The sequence below is a fragment of the Rhizobium sp. BK275 genome (assembly GCF_014193555.1).
Classification (GTDB): Bacteria; Pseudomonadota; Alphaproteobacteria; order Rhizobiales; family Rhizobiaceae; genus Rhizobium.
On the sequence record NZ_JACHZL010000001.1, the window covers coordinates 796,648 to 812,173 of the forward strand.

Below are 15,526 nucleotides of genomic sequence, written 5' to 3' on the forward strand. Positions count from 1 at the left end.
GAGACGGATATGTGGAACTCGGCAGTGCTCGACGTCGGCATCGGACTCGCACTTATGTATCTGCTTCTGGCGCTCGTCTGCAGCGTCGTCCAGGAGCTCATCGCCAACATCACCAGTTGGCGAGGCCGCCATCTGCTGACAAGCATCAAGACGATGCTCAACGATCCCAACCTGACCGGGCTTGCAAAGCGTGTCTACGCCGACCCTCGCATCAATCAGCTCACGCTTCCCGGCAAGCTGCCGAGCTATATCCCGCCGGCTGCCTTCGCCAAGGCACTCGCGGATATCGTGGCCGATGAAAAAGGGATGACATCTTCCGTCTTCGACGGCCCGCTCGCTCCATTTGTGAGAGAGGCTCAAGGCGATGCCGACAAGCTGAAGGCTGCACTGGAGCAGTGGTACGACGATGCGATGGACCGTTTCGGAGGATGGTACAAGAGAAACGTACAGCTCGTGATCCTGGCGATTGCGGCGGTGGTGACCGTCGGATTGAACGCCAATACCATCGAGGTCGCGCGGCAGATCTGGGCGCAGCCGGCGCTTCGGGCTGCTCTGTCGTCTCAGGCGACACGTCTGGCGGCCACCGATAAGCCAGACGCACTCATTCCAACGCAGGATGCTTCCGGTCCCGACGTCAACGCCGTCTTGGGCGAGATCGACCAGAACCTTCCGATAGGGTGGACGACAGCGGATATCGACCGCCTGATGTTTGGGACCACCGTGGCAACCAGTGCGGACGGAAAGGTGCAGAACGTGGCACTCTCAAAGGGAGAAAGGGCATGGGCATGGATCAAGCATGTCGCCGGCTGGCTGCTGACGGTCCTGGCGCTCTCACTTGGAGCACAGTTCTGGTTCGATACTCTGGGCAAGGCAATCGGCATTCGCGCCGCTGGTCCAAAACCATCAGAAAAACAGGATGCGGCTGGCTGAGAACGTGTCCACAAGCACGGCAGCCGGGCACCATGGTCCGGCGTCTCATTGGCCCATCCTGAACCTGGCATGGCAGGTCGTGCAGGTCTGCAGCATCAGGTGGAAGACATGCTCGGCGGGGATGGAGGACAGCGCCGCCTCGTTCCGGACATGTGTCCCGAGCGGACCGCCGCCCATCGCCTCGCCGGGCTTCATCCGCATGCGGTCGGTCATCGGTCCGGGATTGTCGGCGGCAGCGGTCTCGAGTGCGCGCGCATAATCCCTGAGATCGTCCGCCAGGCGCTCGAAGCGCTCGCGCTCCGCCCCGATCTCCGGCTTTGTCTTTGACTTCGGGTCATCCAATCCGCTGACGAAATGATCGGCCAGCGCATCGCCAGACCTCGCGGCAATGCTTCCGGCGGCGTTTCGGAATTCCCCCGACGAATAGCTCGCGGGTTCCCGGAACATCTCGGCCATCGTCTTGGCGGCCGCGGCCATGGCTTTCATATCGGTCTGCCGAAGCGCGACCACGCCGTCCGCCGCAAGCCCAAAGGAGGCGCATGCGGAAATGATGACCAGGAGCCCCGTGACAGGCAACAGCTTAGATATGATCAAGAAAGCCTCGCACGTGTGAGTTCCGCCGAAAGGAGATCGGCGGTCCATCATCTCGGCTGCGAAGCGGGCGGAAAGAGGGCGCTGCGTCTCTTCTAGGCGGCCATGCGACTGCAGCTCTCGGCGCAGCGGCGGCAGGCCTCGACGCAGCTCTGCATGTCGCCGATCCGCTTGCAATCGTCAGCGCATTGGGCGCAGATTTCGGCGCATTCGCGGCAGACATGCTTGTGATGCTCCGAGCCGATCAGCATGAAATGCGCCGAGGTCCGGCAAATCTCCGCACAGGCCATCATCAGCTTGAAATGCGCAGGCTTGGTGTGCTCCCCGCCCAGTTCCAGGCAGTGGCTCATGGCCATCGAAAGGCACTCGCTGTAGCAGGTCAGGCAATTGTCGATGCAGGCCTTCATTTCGCTCGACATATGATGCATGGCATTATCTCCTATCCGGCTTCCTGTCCGCCGCATTGAACAACAGGGGGCAGGCCATGGCGGCGCGATCCTCAAACAGTGGAAAACTCGTCGAAACGGCATCGTCGCCGCGTTCATTACGCCGTCTAACAGCGTCGCCCAGGGAATGTTCCAATTGCGCCAGCGACCGCGGGTTATTTCAAAGTCCACACGGCAGGTCAGCGATGTCTTAACCTCGGGCTGCTAGCCCTTGCGAACCATCGCAACAACGGCCGCATCATGAGACCAGGATATTTCCCCATCCAGATCTGGCTTCACTGGCTGATCGCCCTCCTCGTCCCGACGCAGTATCTGACCGGCGGCAGTATCGAGCGGACCCATCATGCGGTCCACATGGGAATGACGCCCGACCGCTGGGATCTCGTCCAGCACCACCTCCACAATTACCTGGGGATCGGCATAGGCTTACTGATGGGCGTGCGGCTGGCGGTCCGGCTCCTGTGGCCACCCCTGCCGGACGGGCGACCGGCCTCGGCCGCGAAGGCGCTTTCCCGAGCGCTTCATCATGCCTTCTATGCCGCCATCATCGGGCAGGCGGCAATGGGGTTCGTGGCGAGCTACATCTGGTTCGGGATCGCACCTTATCATGTCATCGGCTCCAGAATCATCCTGGCGATGGTCGCGCTTCACGTCGCGGCCGCGGCTTGGCACACTCTGGTTCTGCGCGACGACACCATCGACCGGATGGTCATCGCGAGGAGACCGCCGTCAACCGACAACTCCGAGAACGGCCAGCACGAGGGCGACATAGCGCCCGGTCTTGGCGACGAACACGAGAAGAAGGAACGGCAGCAGCGGTTCGCGCAGCACGCCGGCAGCAACCGTGAGCGCGTCGCCGAAGAGCGGCATCCATGAGAGGAGGAGTGACCACCTGCCGTATCTGCGGTACCATCGCGACGCCCGATCGAGCGCCGCGTCGCCGACGGGGAACCATCGCCGTGACCGGAACCGTTCGACGCCCCGGCCGAGGACCCAGTTGACGACGGCGCCGAGCGTGTTCCCGGTCGATGCGACCGCGACAAGCAGGACCGGCGGATGCTGGCCCGCCAGGACAAGGCCCGCAAGTGCTGCTTCCGACTGCATCGGAAATATCGTCGCGGCCGTGAAGGCTACCAGAAACAGGCCCGTCATGGTCGAAACTGCTGTGAGCATTTTATCTCCTGCCGCCGGTCCAGTCCGGAACATGGGCGGCCATGTCGACAAAGGCATTTGCCGCGTGGCGCCGTCAACCGGTTCGTTGCGTCATGGCCACAGAAACGACGCGAATCGTCGGCACCTGTTTCTTCCATTGAAAGCAGGCCGTTGAAACTGTACGCAGGTCGCATGGGCAGAATGTACCGAATCGCACTGAGCAGATTGTTGCTCGTCGTGCGGCTGGCGATCTTGGCATCGCTGGTCGGATACAACATATCCAGCGCCAGCGCCGCCATGCACGGCTCGGCCTTTCCGGAATTCGAGAACGCCGTCTCAGTTGCAACACCCGAGGCCGGCGACCATCACACGGTCGAGGCGTCGGATCACGACCATCAGCACGACGCTTCGACCGACGACGGCGGCACCAAGCTCGTCAAACAGGAATGCTGCAAGGATTTCTGCGGCGGACTGGGCATCATTTGTGAAGGCCCCGACGTCGGCGGACCCGTCGTTACGTCCATCCGACAGTTTATCGACGATCGTGCAGCCCTCGGCGAACTGCCGTCCCTCCACCGTCCCCCGAATATCTGAATAGAGACGCACCCGTTCGGTCGGGTCCAATCGGTCGCCGCCTGCGTCCAGGCGAGTGCCCGTAGGCTATCTCTTATTCGGAAATTTCATAATGAAACCCTCGCTTTTCGTGGTGGGGCTGCCGCTTGTTGTCGGCGGCTGCGCATCCACGCTTCCTCCCGACGTGGTGGGGTCTTCCCCCGCGGTCGAACAGCCCTCCCCGCCCCCGATCGCGTACCGATCGCCAATGTCAGGCTACGTCACCAGGCAACCCGTCGATCCCAGACCGTGGCGTAGACAGAACGATCTCCAGTCTCCAGCCAATGGAGACGACTCATGATCGGCCTTAAGAAACTGACGACGGCGCTGGCATTCCCGCTGGTATTGAGCGGCTGCGTCACAGGCACCGAGTACTCCGGCAAGGAGGCGGGCTTCACCGCCGTTTCCAGCAAGACCGCCATTGCCACGGCGAAGCAGACCGTCTGGATCCAGAACCAGAGCCAGGCCAGGTCGGCGTCGGCGCAGGTCAAAAGCCTGCTCGCTCGAAAGAAGTCCCTCGACGTCGAGACGGCGGTCCAGATCGCCCTCCTGAACAACAAGGGCCTGCAGGCCGCCTACGCCGATCTCGGCGACAGCGCGGCGGATGCCTGGCAGTCGACGATGCTCATCAACCCGACCGTCTCCATCGGCACGACGGGCATGGGCACCCCGGAACTGGAGGCGTTCAAGACCATCGAGGGGATGATCGCGACGAACATCCTGGCGCTCGCGACGAGGAACCGGGATATAGCGATCGCCGACACTCGCTTCCGCCAGGCGCAGTTGACTGCGGCGGTGAGAACGCTGCAGGTTGCCGCCGACACGCGGCGTGCCTGGATCGGCGCGGTGGCGGCCTGGGAGAACGTCGGGCAGCTCCAGCGCGCCCAGGCGACGGCGGATGCCGCTTCCGAACTGGCGGAGAAGCTGGGTGAGACCGGCGCGATGACCAAGGGCGCCCAGGCGCGCGAACATGTGTTCGTCGCTGAACTGGCCGGAGAAACCGCGAAAGCCCGCCTGGCGGCACGTCTCGCCAAGGAAGAGCTGACACGGCTCATGGGCCTCTGGGGCTCCGATCTTGATTACCAGATTTCGAACGGCCTGCCGCCGCTACCGAAATCCGTGGTCAAACGGGACACCATCGAGGCCGAGGCTCTGAGGAACCGGATCGACCTTCAGGTCGCGAAACTCGAACTCGAAGCCACCGCCAAATCCTACGGACTTACCGAAGCGACACGCTATGTCACCGATCTCGAAATCCTGACCGGCTTTGAAACGGAACGGGAAATCGAGGACGACGAGAAGAAGACGAGGACAACCGCCCAGGTCGAACTGGAGTTTGTCATCCCGATCTTCGACACCGGAAAGGCCCGAATGCGCAAGGCCGAGGTGGCGTACATGCGCGCCGCGAACCAGCTTGCCGAGAAGGCCGTCAACGTCCGCTCGGAGGCGAGGTCCGCCTACGAGGCCTATCGCTCGAACTACGACATCGCGCGACACTACCGCAACAATGTCGTGCCGCTGCGAACCAAGGTCGAAGAGGAATCCCTGCTGACCTACAACGGCATGATCACCAACACCTTCGAGCTGCTGACCGACACGCGCGACAAGATCAACTCCATCCTGCTCGCCGTCAACGCGAAGCGCGACTTCTGGCTGGCCGAAGCCAATCTTGCTCCCGCGATCTACGGCGGTGGCGCGACGACCGCGTCGGCAGAGACCGAAATCGCGGCGGCCTCCGGCAGCAGCGGCGGCGGTCATTGAGAAAGGAACTCACCATGTTCAACAGACGACAATTGTTCGGTGCAAGTGCGGCGCTGCTGGCGGCCGGCGCCTGGACGAAGACCTCGGCGATGGCTCTGCCCGACGCCGCGACAATGGAATCGGCGGACATGCAGCCGCCGCTCCACCCGACCTCCGGCCCGGACTACCAGCCGGTCGTCACCCTCAACGGCTGGACGCTTCCGCACCGGATGAACAACGGCGTCAAGGAATTCCACCTCGTCGCCGAGCCGGTCGAGCGCGAAATGGCCGACGGCATGACCGCCTATCTCTGGGGCTACAACGGTCAGTCTCCGGGTCCGACGATCGAGGCGGTCGAGGGCGACCGGGTGCGCATCTTCGTCACCAACAAGCTCCCGGAGCACACCACGATCCACTGGCACGGCATGATCCTGCCATCCGGTATGGACGGTGTCGGCGGGTTGACTCAACCGCACATCCCCGTGGGCAAGACCTATGTCTACGAGTTCGACCTCGTGAAGTCGGGCACCTTCATGTACCACCCGCATTCCGACGAGATGGTGCAGATGGCCATGGGCATGATGGGCTTCTTCGTCGTCCACCCGAAGGATCCGACGTTCATGCGCGTCGACCGTGACTTCGTCTTCCTGCTCAACGCCTACGACATCGATCCGGGCTCTTACGTGCCACGGATCATGGAAATGACCGACTTCAACATGTGGTGCTGGAACAGCCGCGTGTTTCCGGACATCAGCCCACTCGTCGTTTCCAAGAACGACAGGGTGCGGGTGCGGGTCGGCAACCTGACGATGACCAACCATCCGATCCACATGCATGGCTATGATTTCGAGGTGACGTGCACGGATGGTGGCTGGGTGCGGCCGGAAGCACGGTGGCCGGAGGTGAGCATCGACATCCCGGTCGGGGCGATGCGCGCCTATGAGTTCGACGCCAAATATCTCGGCGACTGGGCGATCCACTGCCACAAGTCGCACCACACGATGAACGCGATGGGGCACGACATTCCGACCTTCATCGGTGCGGATAAGTCGAAGCTCGCAGAGAAGATCCGCAAACTCCAGCCGGAATATATGCCCATGGGCACCAAGGGCATGGCCGACATGGGCGAAATGGAAATGCCCATTCCCGAGAACACCGTCCCGATGATGACCGGCTGGGGGCCGCACGGCCCGATCGAGATGGGCGGCATGTTCTCGGTCGTGAAGGTCCGCGAGGGCATCTCGGCGGACGATTACTCCGATCCGGGCTGGTATGAGAACCCACCCGGGACGCAGGCCTGGGAATGGACCGGTGAGTTGCCGGACGCGACCAAGGCCAAAGACGCGAAGACGCAAATCACGCCGAAGCCGACGAACGGCTGAGGCTCGATATCTCACATCAAAAAAGGATCTATGCATGAAGAATTATATATTGGCACTGGCTCTCGCAGCGCTCGCAACGCCCGCCCTTGCCTCCGGCAACCATGCCGGCGGTCACGACGAAAAGATGGCTGTCGGGGAACCCGGCGATAAGGCCAAGGTGACACAGACGGTGCGCGTCACCATGAAGGAAACCGATGACGGCAAGATGTTGTTCACGCCGGCGGTCCTCAACGTCCGCAAGGGGCAGACCGTCAAGATCGCGATCAAGAATGCCGGAACTGTCGACCACGAATTCGTGCTCGATCAGGAAGACAAAATCCTGGAGCACAAGAAGGTCATGGAGAAGTTCCCCGAAATGGAACATGCCGACGCCAACTCCATCCGCCTTCCGGCCGGCCAGTCCGGCGAGATCGTCTGGAAATTCACCACCGACGGCGCTTTCAAGTTCGCCTGCCTGATCCCCGGTCACTACGAAGCCGGCATGCACGGTGATGTCAGCGTCGCCACAAAGTAGTCCATCGAAAAGGAGCATGAAATCATGAAGACTGTCATCAGACTCGCCATCGCAGTCGTCCTTTCGACCAGCGCGGCATTCGGAGCCTTCGCGCAGGAGTTCACCAAGGGCGTCGTCAGCAAGGTCGACGCCAAGGCGAACAAGGTCACCATCAAGCACGAGGAGCTGAAGAACCTCGACATGCCCGCCATGACGATGGTGTTCCGTGTCGAAGATCCGGGTCTCCTCGCGAAGCTGAAGGAAGGGTCGAGCGTCGAGTTCGTCGCAGAACGCGTGAATGGCAAGCTGACCGTGACCGAGGTAAAATAGCAACCGCGGCCGCCCGGCCGATCATGCCGGGCGGCGGCAATCGAGGAGTGAAGACAATGCGCAGGAGAAGCTTCATCGCAATGGCCGGTTCCGCCCTGGTATTGCTCGCCGGACGGGCTGGTGCGACCGTCCCGACGGAGATGACCGTCTACAAGGATCCGAACTGCGGCTGCTGCCACGCATGGGCGAAGGCGATGGCCGCCGCGGGCTATTCCGTCGACATCCGCGACACGGACGATCTTGCCGCGGTCAAGGCGCGGCTGGGCGTGGCCGCCGACATGGAGGGATGCCATACCGCCGTCGTCGAGGACTATTATCTGGAGGGCCACGTTCCGCTTACGGCCGTCGAACGGCTGCTACAGGAGCGGCCTTCGCTGCGAGGGCTGGCCGTTCCCGGCATGCCGGCCGGCTCGCTGGGAATGGGCGAGGATCCTCAGGCGTCCTACGACGTCTATGCGATCCCCTCGGCCGGCGGGGCGCCATACGTATTCATGGAGGTCCGCCCCCGGAAGGGATGACGGCGCGATCGATCGAACCATGCCTGTTGCCGATCAGGAAACCGGAGCGTTGCAGAGCCGCGGATGGCAGGAGTTCACCGTGACCCGTTCGAACCATCTCGTCTCTGTCTAGCGGGCGCCGGCGCTTTCGGCGAAGTAGAGCGTATGGCAGGACAAGTATCGCCTTGTTGTATGCGTGATGTCGCGATAACGTATACAATAACAAGGACACAGTGAAATCAGATGCCATCCAATCCCGATCGTGTGGAAATTGCCCACCGCACACTGCGACAGGCCATTATCGAGCAAGCTCTCAAAGCCGGGACAAAACTTCCCGAGGACGAGATCGGCCGGCATTTCTCCATGAGTCGAACGCTCGTGCGCACGGTACTTGCCAAGCTGCAGGCGCAGGGGCTGGTCGACACTTACCATAAGCGCACGGCCACCGTCGCCCAGCCAAGTCTTGAGGAAGCACGCGATGCCTTTGCCATTCGCCGCGCACTCGAACGGGAGGTGATGAAGGCCGTCATCAAGCGCTGGAGCCCCGCGATCGAAAAGCTGTTGCGGGAACATGTGCAGGAAGAGGAAGCCGCGCATGCCAAGGGCGATGTGCGGCTGTCAACTCGGCTGGCGGGCGAGTTCCACCTGAAGCTTGCCGAATTGTCCGGCAATACGCTGCTTGAGCGTTATCTCTCCGAACTTGTTTCACGCTGTTCGCTCATCCTTGCCATGTATAGCCGGCCGCATTCCAGCGAATGTGCAATCAGTGAGCATTCCGGTCTCATCAACGCATTAAAAAAGGGCGATCTGGCCAGCGCAGAGCACTTGATGGACGAGCATCTGTCATCTGTCGAAAGCCGCGCACTGATCGAGGATGATCTTGCAAAAGAGCCGGACATCGGTTCCATCCTGTCGCGCTTTTCGAGCCGCGCCACCGGCTGAACTGCCAGTTTTTCGATCACGTATACAAGATTCTGCAAAATATGTAGACAGAGCGCCGTCATGGCCGCGCGACGGCCAGTGACCGATCGACGTTGCCTTGACCATTAACTGCAGTTTTCTCCAAGTGAATCCGGCCGATTGGGGCGTAACGCTCTGCCTGACGCTACGCGCGATACAGTTAGGCACCAATATTGCATACCTGATATCGATGATATTGTAGACTAGATTTTGCTCATGTCGCATGCAATGCTGGCGGTGGCCGGCCGATAATAGAGGGGAAAGGAACCACAAGTGGGCACGGAAACAGTTTTCGCCAACGCAAAGCTCGCCGACGGTACTCTGAACGATATCGTGGTTCAGGACGGCCGGATCACGGCGATAAGACCGACAGGCTCAGACGCCAGCGCGGCAAACGTGGTCGATATCAACGGAGCCCTTCTCGTGCCGAGCTTCGTCGAGGGCCATATCCATCTCGACACCAGCTTCTACGGAGACAAGTGGATCCCGCACAAACCGTGCACCAATGGCTTCGACGTGCATGAGCGCGTCGCCTTTCAGGCGGAGAATATGGCGGTCGCAGCGCCCATGGACGAGCGCGCTCGCAACCAGCTCGATCTCTGCGTTTCCAACGGTGCCCTCCAGATGCGCAGCCACGTGATGGTCGACGGATCGGTCGGCCTGAAGTCGCTCGAGACCATCCTTAGGGTTCGCGAGGACTACACTGATATCATCGACATCCAGCTCGTCGCCTTCCCGCAGAGCGGCATCCTCAAGAGCCCCGGTACGCCGGAGCTGATGGACGAGGCGATCGCGATGGGTGCCGATCTCGTCGGCGGGCTTGATCCGCTCTCCTTCGACCGCGATATCAAGGGCCATCTCGACGTGGTCTTCGGCATTGCCGAAAGGCGCGGCGTCGATGTCGATATCCATCTTCATGATGCGGGTACGCTCGGCGCCATGACGATCGAGGAAATCTGTGCTCGTACGACTGCGCTTGGCATGCAGGGGCATGTCGCCGTCAGCCATGCCTATGGCCTTGGTGATCTCGCGCCGGAAGCCGCAAAGAAGATTGCCGTCCTGATCGCCAAAAGCGGCGTCTCGATCATGACCAACGCGCCCGGCAACCACAATTTTCCTCCTGTGGCCCTGTTGCGCGCTGCCGGCGTCAATGTCTTCAGCGGCAGCGACAATATCCGCGATTCCTGGTGGCCCTTCGGGGATGGCGACATGCTGCGCCGGGCAGAGATTATCGCCTACCGTTCCGGTTTCTTCAGTGACGCGGAACTCAGCGCCGCTTTCGACGTGGTCACATCAGGCGGCGCCAAGGCGCTGCGGCTGGAAGGCTACGGGATTGCCGTCGGCGCAAAGGCCGATTTCGTCACACTCGCGGCCGAACATGTACCGGAGGCTGTCGTCGCAGTTCCGAAGCCGCGCCGCGTCTTCAAGGAAGGCCGCCTTGTCGCCGAAAATGGCTCTGTGATACGCTGATGTCCTCTCCCGTCACTCAGACCACTCGATCTGACATGTCGTCCCGCGGCGCCATGATCGTGACGCCGCATTGGCTCGCCAGCGAAGCTGGTGCGAAGGTGTTGCGGCGCGGCGGCAATGCCATCGAGGCGCTGGTTGCCGCAGGTGCGGCGCTTGCGGTCACCTACCCGCATTTCTGCGGTCTCGGCGGCGATGCCGTCTGGCTGGTCGCCGACGAGACGGGCAAGGCCCAGACCTTTCTCGGCATCGGTCAGGCGGGCGGTACCATTCCGGATGGAGACATCCCCTTACGCGGAGCCGCGTCCACGCTGACGACGGCCTGCCTCGTGGATAGCTGGGAGAAAGTGCTTGCCCATTCCACCGCGGAATGGGCGGGATCGGAGAGTTTGTCGAGTCTGCTTGACAATGCGATCGCCCTTGCGGAAAACGGCTTCGAGGTCAGCCGGTCGCAGTCCTTCTGGTACGAATTCCGCGGTAGCGAGTTGGAGGGCTGGTCGGGCTTCAGAGACCTTTTCACCTCATCAGGCATTCAGCGGCAGCCGGCACTCGGCAGAACGCTTGATGCCATTGCCCGCCACGGCGCTCGCGAATTCTACGAAGGTGCACTCGCCCGGCAGATCGCCACTGGGCTGGCAGAGGCCGGTTCGCCGCTTTTGGCCACCGATCTTGCCGCAACACGAACCGATATCGCGCCTCCGCTCCGGCAGACCTATCGCGACACAACCCTGCTCGCGCCGCCTCCCCCGACTCAGGGCGTAACCACGCTCGGCATTATGGGCGTGCTCAACCATTTGCCGATGAGGGATTTCCCTCCCGATAGCGCGGGTTTCTACCACAGCCTCGTCGAGGCTGTGAAACAGGCTTTTCTCGACCGGCATACCATCGCCGATCCCCATTACGCGGCCGATGTTTCGCCAGCGCTGCTCGATCCAGTGCGTCTTAAGGCAAAAGCCGCGGCAATCGATTCCGGCCGCGCGTTGCCCTGGCCGCGGCCCTATCGGCACGGCGACACAGCCTTGCTTGCCGCCGTCGATGAGAAGGGACGCTGCGCATCGTTGCTGCAAAGCCTCTATTTCGATTGGGGAAGCGGCGTCGTGGTCGGCGATACAGGCATCCTCTGGCAGAACAGGGGCGCCGCCTTCAGCACCGACCCCGCCAGCCCCAATGTCATCCGTCCCGGCAAGCGCCCTTTCTATACGCTCAATCCAGGCCTGGCGCTCAAGAACGGGCGGCCGCATCTTATCTATGGCACACAAGGGGCCGACGGACAGCCGCAGACCTTGTCGCTACTCCTCAGCCTGTTGGTCGACCATGGCCTCGATCCAGTCGCAGCACTTTCCCGCCCGCGCTTCCTGCTCGGCCGCACTTTTTCCGACAGCCGGGACACCCTGAAGATCGAGGAAAATGCCGGTCTGGAAACGGTCGCCGCACTTGCCGCCATGGGCCACGAGATCTCAACGATCGACAGTTTCAGCCCCCTCGGCGGGCAGGCCGGCATTATCCGCATCGGGCAAGACGGAGCGATCGACGGCGCTCATGACCCACGCAGCGACGGAGGCGCGATCCTACTGTGACGTCCGGCCCATTGTTTGATCTCGTTATCCGCAATGTTCGTATTGAGGAGAACGGCCTCCTCGTCGACATCGCCGTGCGAGACGGGCGGATTGCAGATATAGGATTCGGCATGCGGTGCGAGGCGATCGAAAGCGTCGATGGCGAGGGAGCGTTCGCCTTCTGCGGCTTTGTCGATACGCACATCCATCTGGACAAGACCTGCATTCTCGACCGCTGCACGATTTGCGAAGGTACACTTGCCGAGGCCGTGCGGGAGACGGCCAAAGCCAAGGCGAGTTTTGAGGAAGACGACGTTTATGCCCGAGCGGCCCGCGTCGTCGAGAAGGCGATTTCACATGGCACTACGCGGATGCGCACCTTTGTCGAGATCGATCCTCGCGCCGGCTTCCGTTCCTTCGAGGCAATCAAGCGCATCCGTGAAGACTATGCCTTCGCGGTCGATATCGAGATCTGCGCCTTCGCCCAGGAGGGGCTGACAAATGAGCCGGAGACATTGGATATGCTTGACGCCGCCCTTTCCAATGGTGCGGATCTGGTCGGCGGCTGTCCCTATACGGACCCCGATCCTATCAGGCATATCGAGATGATCTTCGCGTTGGCGCTCAAGCATGACATGCCGGTCGATTTCCATCTCGATTTCAGCCTTGATCCCGATCGAACCGATCTGCCGGCGGTGATCGACGCCACGCTTCGTCACCGTTGGCGGGGTCGCGTGGCGATCGGCCACGTCACCAATCTCTCGGCCATGTCGCAGGCAGAGATCGTCTCCATTGCTGATCGGCTGGCTGAAGCCGACATTGCGCTTTCCGTCCTGCCATCCACCGATCTGTTCCTGAACGGGCGCAGTCATGACCGGCTGGTGCCGCGCGGCGTCGCACCCGCTCACCTGCTGGCAGGCCGCGGTGTCGTGACCTCGATTGCGACCAACAACGTGCTTAATCCCTTCACTCCCTACGGTGATGCCTCGTTGATCCGCATGGCCAATCTCTATGCAAACGTCGCCCAGCTCTCGCGAGACGAGGACATGGCACTGGTCTTCAGCATGGTGACAGATGCGGCGGCACGCCAGCTCGGCAGCGTCAGACGGTTAGAAATAGGCGCCGAGGCGACGATCGTGCTGCTCGACAGTCCTGGCCCGCGTGTCGCGGTACGCGAGATCGCTCGCGTCGTTACCGGCTGGAAGAACGGCCACCGGAGCTTCGATAACGGCGAGCCCAGAATTCACAGACCAAAGTGAACACCAGTGGCTCACTCGCTATACACCTGCCGCTCTCATCATACGACGGCCCACCTTCGACGGGGCGCACCCATTAAAAGGAGGTGTAACGCGCCCCAGGAGCGCAGGGCGAGCCGGTCAGCTCTCCACCAGCAGGCTACTCTATGCCTTCAGCCTTTTCCGAAGATAAAAGCAGTATCCTATCCAAAACGCGTACATGTAATGCCCTCCTTGTGACTGTCTATCGCCCTGATCCGGTTGCATCAGGCGTTGAGCGCAAAACATGTGCCAGCACCTTGGTTACGTCATGTAGACGCCACCAGTCACATTGACGCCCTGGCCGGTCATGAAGCGCGCGCTGTCGGAGCAAAGGAAGACCACAACATCGGCAACATCCTCGGCTGTCTCAATGCGCCCGAGGGGTGTTTGGCCGACATATTCGTCGAACACCTGTTGCGGTGAGATGCCGCGAAGGCGCGCCTCCCATTCGATCTCCCGGCTTTGCATGCCGGTTTTTACGAAGCCTGGGCAGACGGCGTTCACTCTGATACCCGCAGGCGCAAGCTCGCGTGCGAGGGCCTGGGTCCAACCAAGAACGGCAAACTTGCTGGCAGAATAGTGGGCCAGAAGCGGCGCTCCGACTTTTGCCGCAAGTGACGCGGTATTGACGATGCAGCCGTGGCCCTGCCCGACCAGATGACGGCCAGCGATCTGGTTCGTCAGAAAAATTCCGCGCGTGTTGACATCGAAATTGAAGTCCCATTCCTCGTCAGTCAACTCCAGGGCCTTCTGCATGGTGGAAACGCCGGCATTGGCTATGACGATATCGCACCCGCCTATCGCGCGTACCGCCCGATTGAAGGCGGCCTCGACGGAATCCCGCTTGCGCACGTCGACCTCGACGGCGACCGCACCCTTCCCGATCGACTGAACTGCTTGGGCTGCCGCGTCGAGGTTGATGTCGGCGATCGCGACCACAACATCCTGGGCGGCAAGCGCCTTGGCGATCGCAAGCCCGATGCCGGTTGCTCCTCCCGTGACGAACGCGCGGCGCCCCTGAAGCTCGGGAAAGACAGGCGGTTTCATAGCGGCTCCTTGAACGATTTTAAGAGAACGTATCCAACAAAATCGAACTCATCAAATGTTTTTTTTGTTTGATTGAGTTCGTTTCGATGCGTATGGTCAAGCTGACTTGCGCAGGATGCCCCATCGGGAATCCGACGTGCTCGGCAATGGCTCAAGGCAGTTCACAGGAAAACGTGAGCTCAATCATCGCTGCTCGGTCGAGCCGAGCGTGCATAACAGAACGTCGTGGAAGGACTTGCACAATGGTTTTTGAATGCTTCGGGACGCGCAAGAAGGTGGTCATCGCCATGGCCCATATCGGCGCCCTGCCCGGATCGCCGCTTTACGACGCTCAGGGAGGCATGCAAAAGCTGATCGATGACGTGGCATCGGACGTCGAGAAGCTGCAGGCCGGCGGCGTCGATGCCATCATGTTCGGCAACGAGAACGATCGACCCTACGTCTTCAAGGGATCAGCCGAGAGCGTTGCGGCGATGACCGCCATTGTGCAGGCAATCAAGCCCCAACTGAAAGTTCCGTTTGGCGTGAACTATCTCTGGGATCCTGTCTCCAGCGTCGCCATCGGCGCTGTCACCGGCGCCAGTTTCGTGCGCGAAATCTTCACGGGCCTTTTTGCCTCTGACATGGGGCTGTGGCAACCGGACTGCGCAGCGGCGGCCCGCCTGCGGGCGAATCTCGGCCGCGGCGACATGAAGATGCTGTTCAACATCAACGCGGAATTTGCCCATTCGCTGGATCAGCGCCCGATAGCGTTGCGCGCCAGGAGCGCCGTCTTCTCCTCCGTCGCCGACGCCATTCTTGTATCCGGCCCGATTACCGGGCAGCCCGCGAGCCAGTCGGATCTTCGCAACGTCTGCGAGGCCGTCACCGATGTCCCGGTCTTTGCCAATACCGGCGTTAACATCGACAATATCCGCGACGTTTTCTCCATGGCGCAGGGCTGCATCATCGGCACCCATTTCAAGGTGGACGGCAATACGTGGAACGCTGTTGACGCGGCGCGCGTCAGACGCTTCATGGATGTCGTCGAAACTTTACGCTGAGGC

Annotated in this window: 17 protein-coding genes and 1 pseudogene; 14 read left to right on the plus strand and 4 right to left on the minus strand. The window is 61.4% G+C overall.

Translation table 11 applies throughout. The annotated features are described in order from the left end of the window. Positions 1-9 precede the first annotated feature (9 nt). Positions 10-930 carry a hypothetical protein gene (locus FHT82_RS03580; protein WP_183726364.1) on the plus strand — a complete coding sequence of 307 codons (921 nt, stop codon included), beginning with the start codon at positions 10-12 and terminating at the stop codon, positions 928-930. A gap of 45 nt (positions 931-975) precedes the next feature. On the opposite strand, the gene FHT82_RS03585 is transcribed toward FHT82_RS03580, so the two are convergent. Further along, the gene (locus tag FHT82_RS03585; protein ID WP_281411201.1) at positions 976-1,524 is read right to left on the minus strand and encodes a cytochrome c; all 549 of its coding nucleotides are present in this window, start codon (positions 1,522-1,524) and stop codon (positions 976-978) included. 92 nt (positions 1,525-1,616) lie between these two features. Beyond that, complete coding sequence (locus tag FHT82_RS03590; protein WP_183726366.1) at positions 1,617-1,949, minus strand: four-helix bundle copper-binding protein; 333 nt, start codon at positions 1,947-1,949, stop codon at positions 1,617-1,619. A gap of 258 nt (positions 1,950-2,207) precedes the next feature. Here FHT82_RS03590 and FHT82_RS03595 point away from each other — a divergent pair. Further along, positions 2,208-2,678: pseudogene (locus tag FHT82_RS03595) on the plus strand (cytochrome b/b6 domain-containing protein); the annotation flags it as partial. Positions 2,679-2,696: 18 nt separating this feature from the next. On the opposite strand, the gene FHT82_RS03600 reads toward FHT82_RS03595, so the two are convergent. After that, a complete protein-coding gene (locus FHT82_RS03600; RefSeq protein ID WP_246698039.1) occupies positions 2,697-3,140 on the minus strand; it encodes a YqaA family protein in 444 nt (147 codons plus the stop codon). 171 nt (positions 3,141-3,311) lie between these two features. On the opposite strand from FHT82_RS03600, the gene FHT82_RS03605 reads away from it, so the two are divergent. The 11 genes from FHT82_RS03605 (at position 3,312) to FHT82_RS03650 (ending at position 13,415) form a co-directional block, all read left to right on the plus strand. Beyond that, positions 3,312-3,713 (plus strand): hypothetical protein, encoded by a 402-nt coding sequence (locus FHT82_RS03605; RefSeq protein ID WP_183726370.1) that lies wholly within the window; start codon positions 3,312-3,314, stop codon positions 3,711-3,713. A gap of 91 nt (positions 3,714-3,804) precedes the next feature. Beyond that, a complete protein-coding gene (locus FHT82_RS30270) occupies positions 3,805-4,032 on the plus strand; it encodes a hypothetical protein (RefSeq protein ID WP_246698040.1) in 228 nt (75 codons plus the stop codon). Continuing rightward, the gene (locus tag FHT82_RS03610) at positions 4,029-5,492 is read left to right on the plus strand and encodes a TolC family protein (protein ID WP_183726372.1); all 1,464 of its coding nucleotides are present in this window, start codon (positions 4,029-4,031) and stop codon (positions 5,490-5,492) included. The genes FHT82_RS30270 and FHT82_RS03610 overlap by 4 nt, the downstream gene beginning before the upstream one ends. Positions 5,493-5,506: 14 nt before the next feature. Then, positions 5,507-6,853 (plus strand): copper oxidase, encoded by a 1,347-nt coding sequence (locus FHT82_RS03615; RefSeq protein WP_183726374.1) that lies wholly within the window; start codon positions 5,507-5,509, stop codon positions 6,851-6,853. A 34-nt stretch (positions 6,854-6,887) separates the two neighbouring features. Next, positions 6,888-7,367 (plus strand): plastocyanin/azurin family copper-binding protein, encoded by a 480-nt coding sequence (locus FHT82_RS03620; protein ID WP_183726376.1) that lies wholly within the window; start codon positions 6,888-6,890, stop codon positions 7,365-7,367. A gap of 24 nt (positions 7,368-7,391) precedes the next feature. Beyond that, positions 7,392-7,676, plus strand: a complete 285-nt coding sequence (locus FHT82_RS03625) for a copper-binding protein (protein WP_183726378.1) — start codon at positions 7,392-7,394, stop codon at positions 7,674-7,676. A gap of 56 nt (positions 7,677-7,732) precedes the next feature. Further along, a complete protein-coding gene (locus FHT82_RS03630; RefSeq protein WP_183726380.1) occupies positions 7,733-8,194 on the plus strand; it encodes a DUF411 domain-containing protein in 462 nt (153 codons plus the stop codon). Positions 8,195-8,416: 222 nt separating this feature from the next. Next, the gene (locus FHT82_RS03635; RefSeq protein ID WP_183726382.1) at positions 8,417-9,115 is read left to right on the plus strand and encodes a GntR family transcriptional regulator; all 699 of its coding nucleotides are present in this window, start codon (positions 8,417-8,419) and stop codon (positions 9,113-9,115) included. Between the two features lie 291 nt (positions 9,116-9,406). Beyond that, entirely contained in the window at positions 9,407-10,603 is a 1,197-nt protein-coding gene (locus tag FHT82_RS03640; RefSeq protein ID WP_183726384.1) for an amidohydrolase family protein, read from the plus strand. Beyond that, entirely contained in the window at positions 10,603-12,177 is a 1,575-nt protein-coding gene (locus FHT82_RS03645; protein ID WP_183726386.1) for a gamma-glutamyltransferase, read from the plus strand. Before FHT82_RS03640 ends, FHT82_RS03645 begins: the two co-directional genes overlap by 1 nt. 11 nt (positions 12,178-12,188) lie before the next feature. Further along, complete coding sequence (locus FHT82_RS03650) at positions 12,189-13,415, plus strand: amidohydrolase family protein (RefSeq protein ID WP_183726389.1); 1,227 nt, start codon at positions 12,189-12,191, stop codon at positions 13,413-13,415. A 279-nt stretch (positions 13,416-13,694) separates the two neighbouring features. On the opposite strand, the gene FHT82_RS03655 is transcribed toward FHT82_RS03650, so the two are convergent. After that, positions 13,695-14,480: an SDR family NAD(P)-dependent oxidoreductase gene (locus tag FHT82_RS03655; protein ID WP_183726390.1), complete on the minus strand. Its 786-nt coding sequence runs from the start codon at positions 14,478-14,480 to the stop codon at positions 13,695-13,697. 242 nt (positions 14,481-14,722) lie between these two features. On the opposite strand from FHT82_RS03655, the gene FHT82_RS03660 reads away from it, so the two are divergent. Continuing rightward, a complete protein-coding gene (locus FHT82_RS03660) occupies positions 14,723-15,523 on the plus strand; it encodes a BtpA/SgcQ family protein (protein ID WP_183726392.1) in 801 nt (266 codons plus the stop codon). The last annotated feature ends 3 nt before the right edge of the window (positions 15,524-15,526 follow it).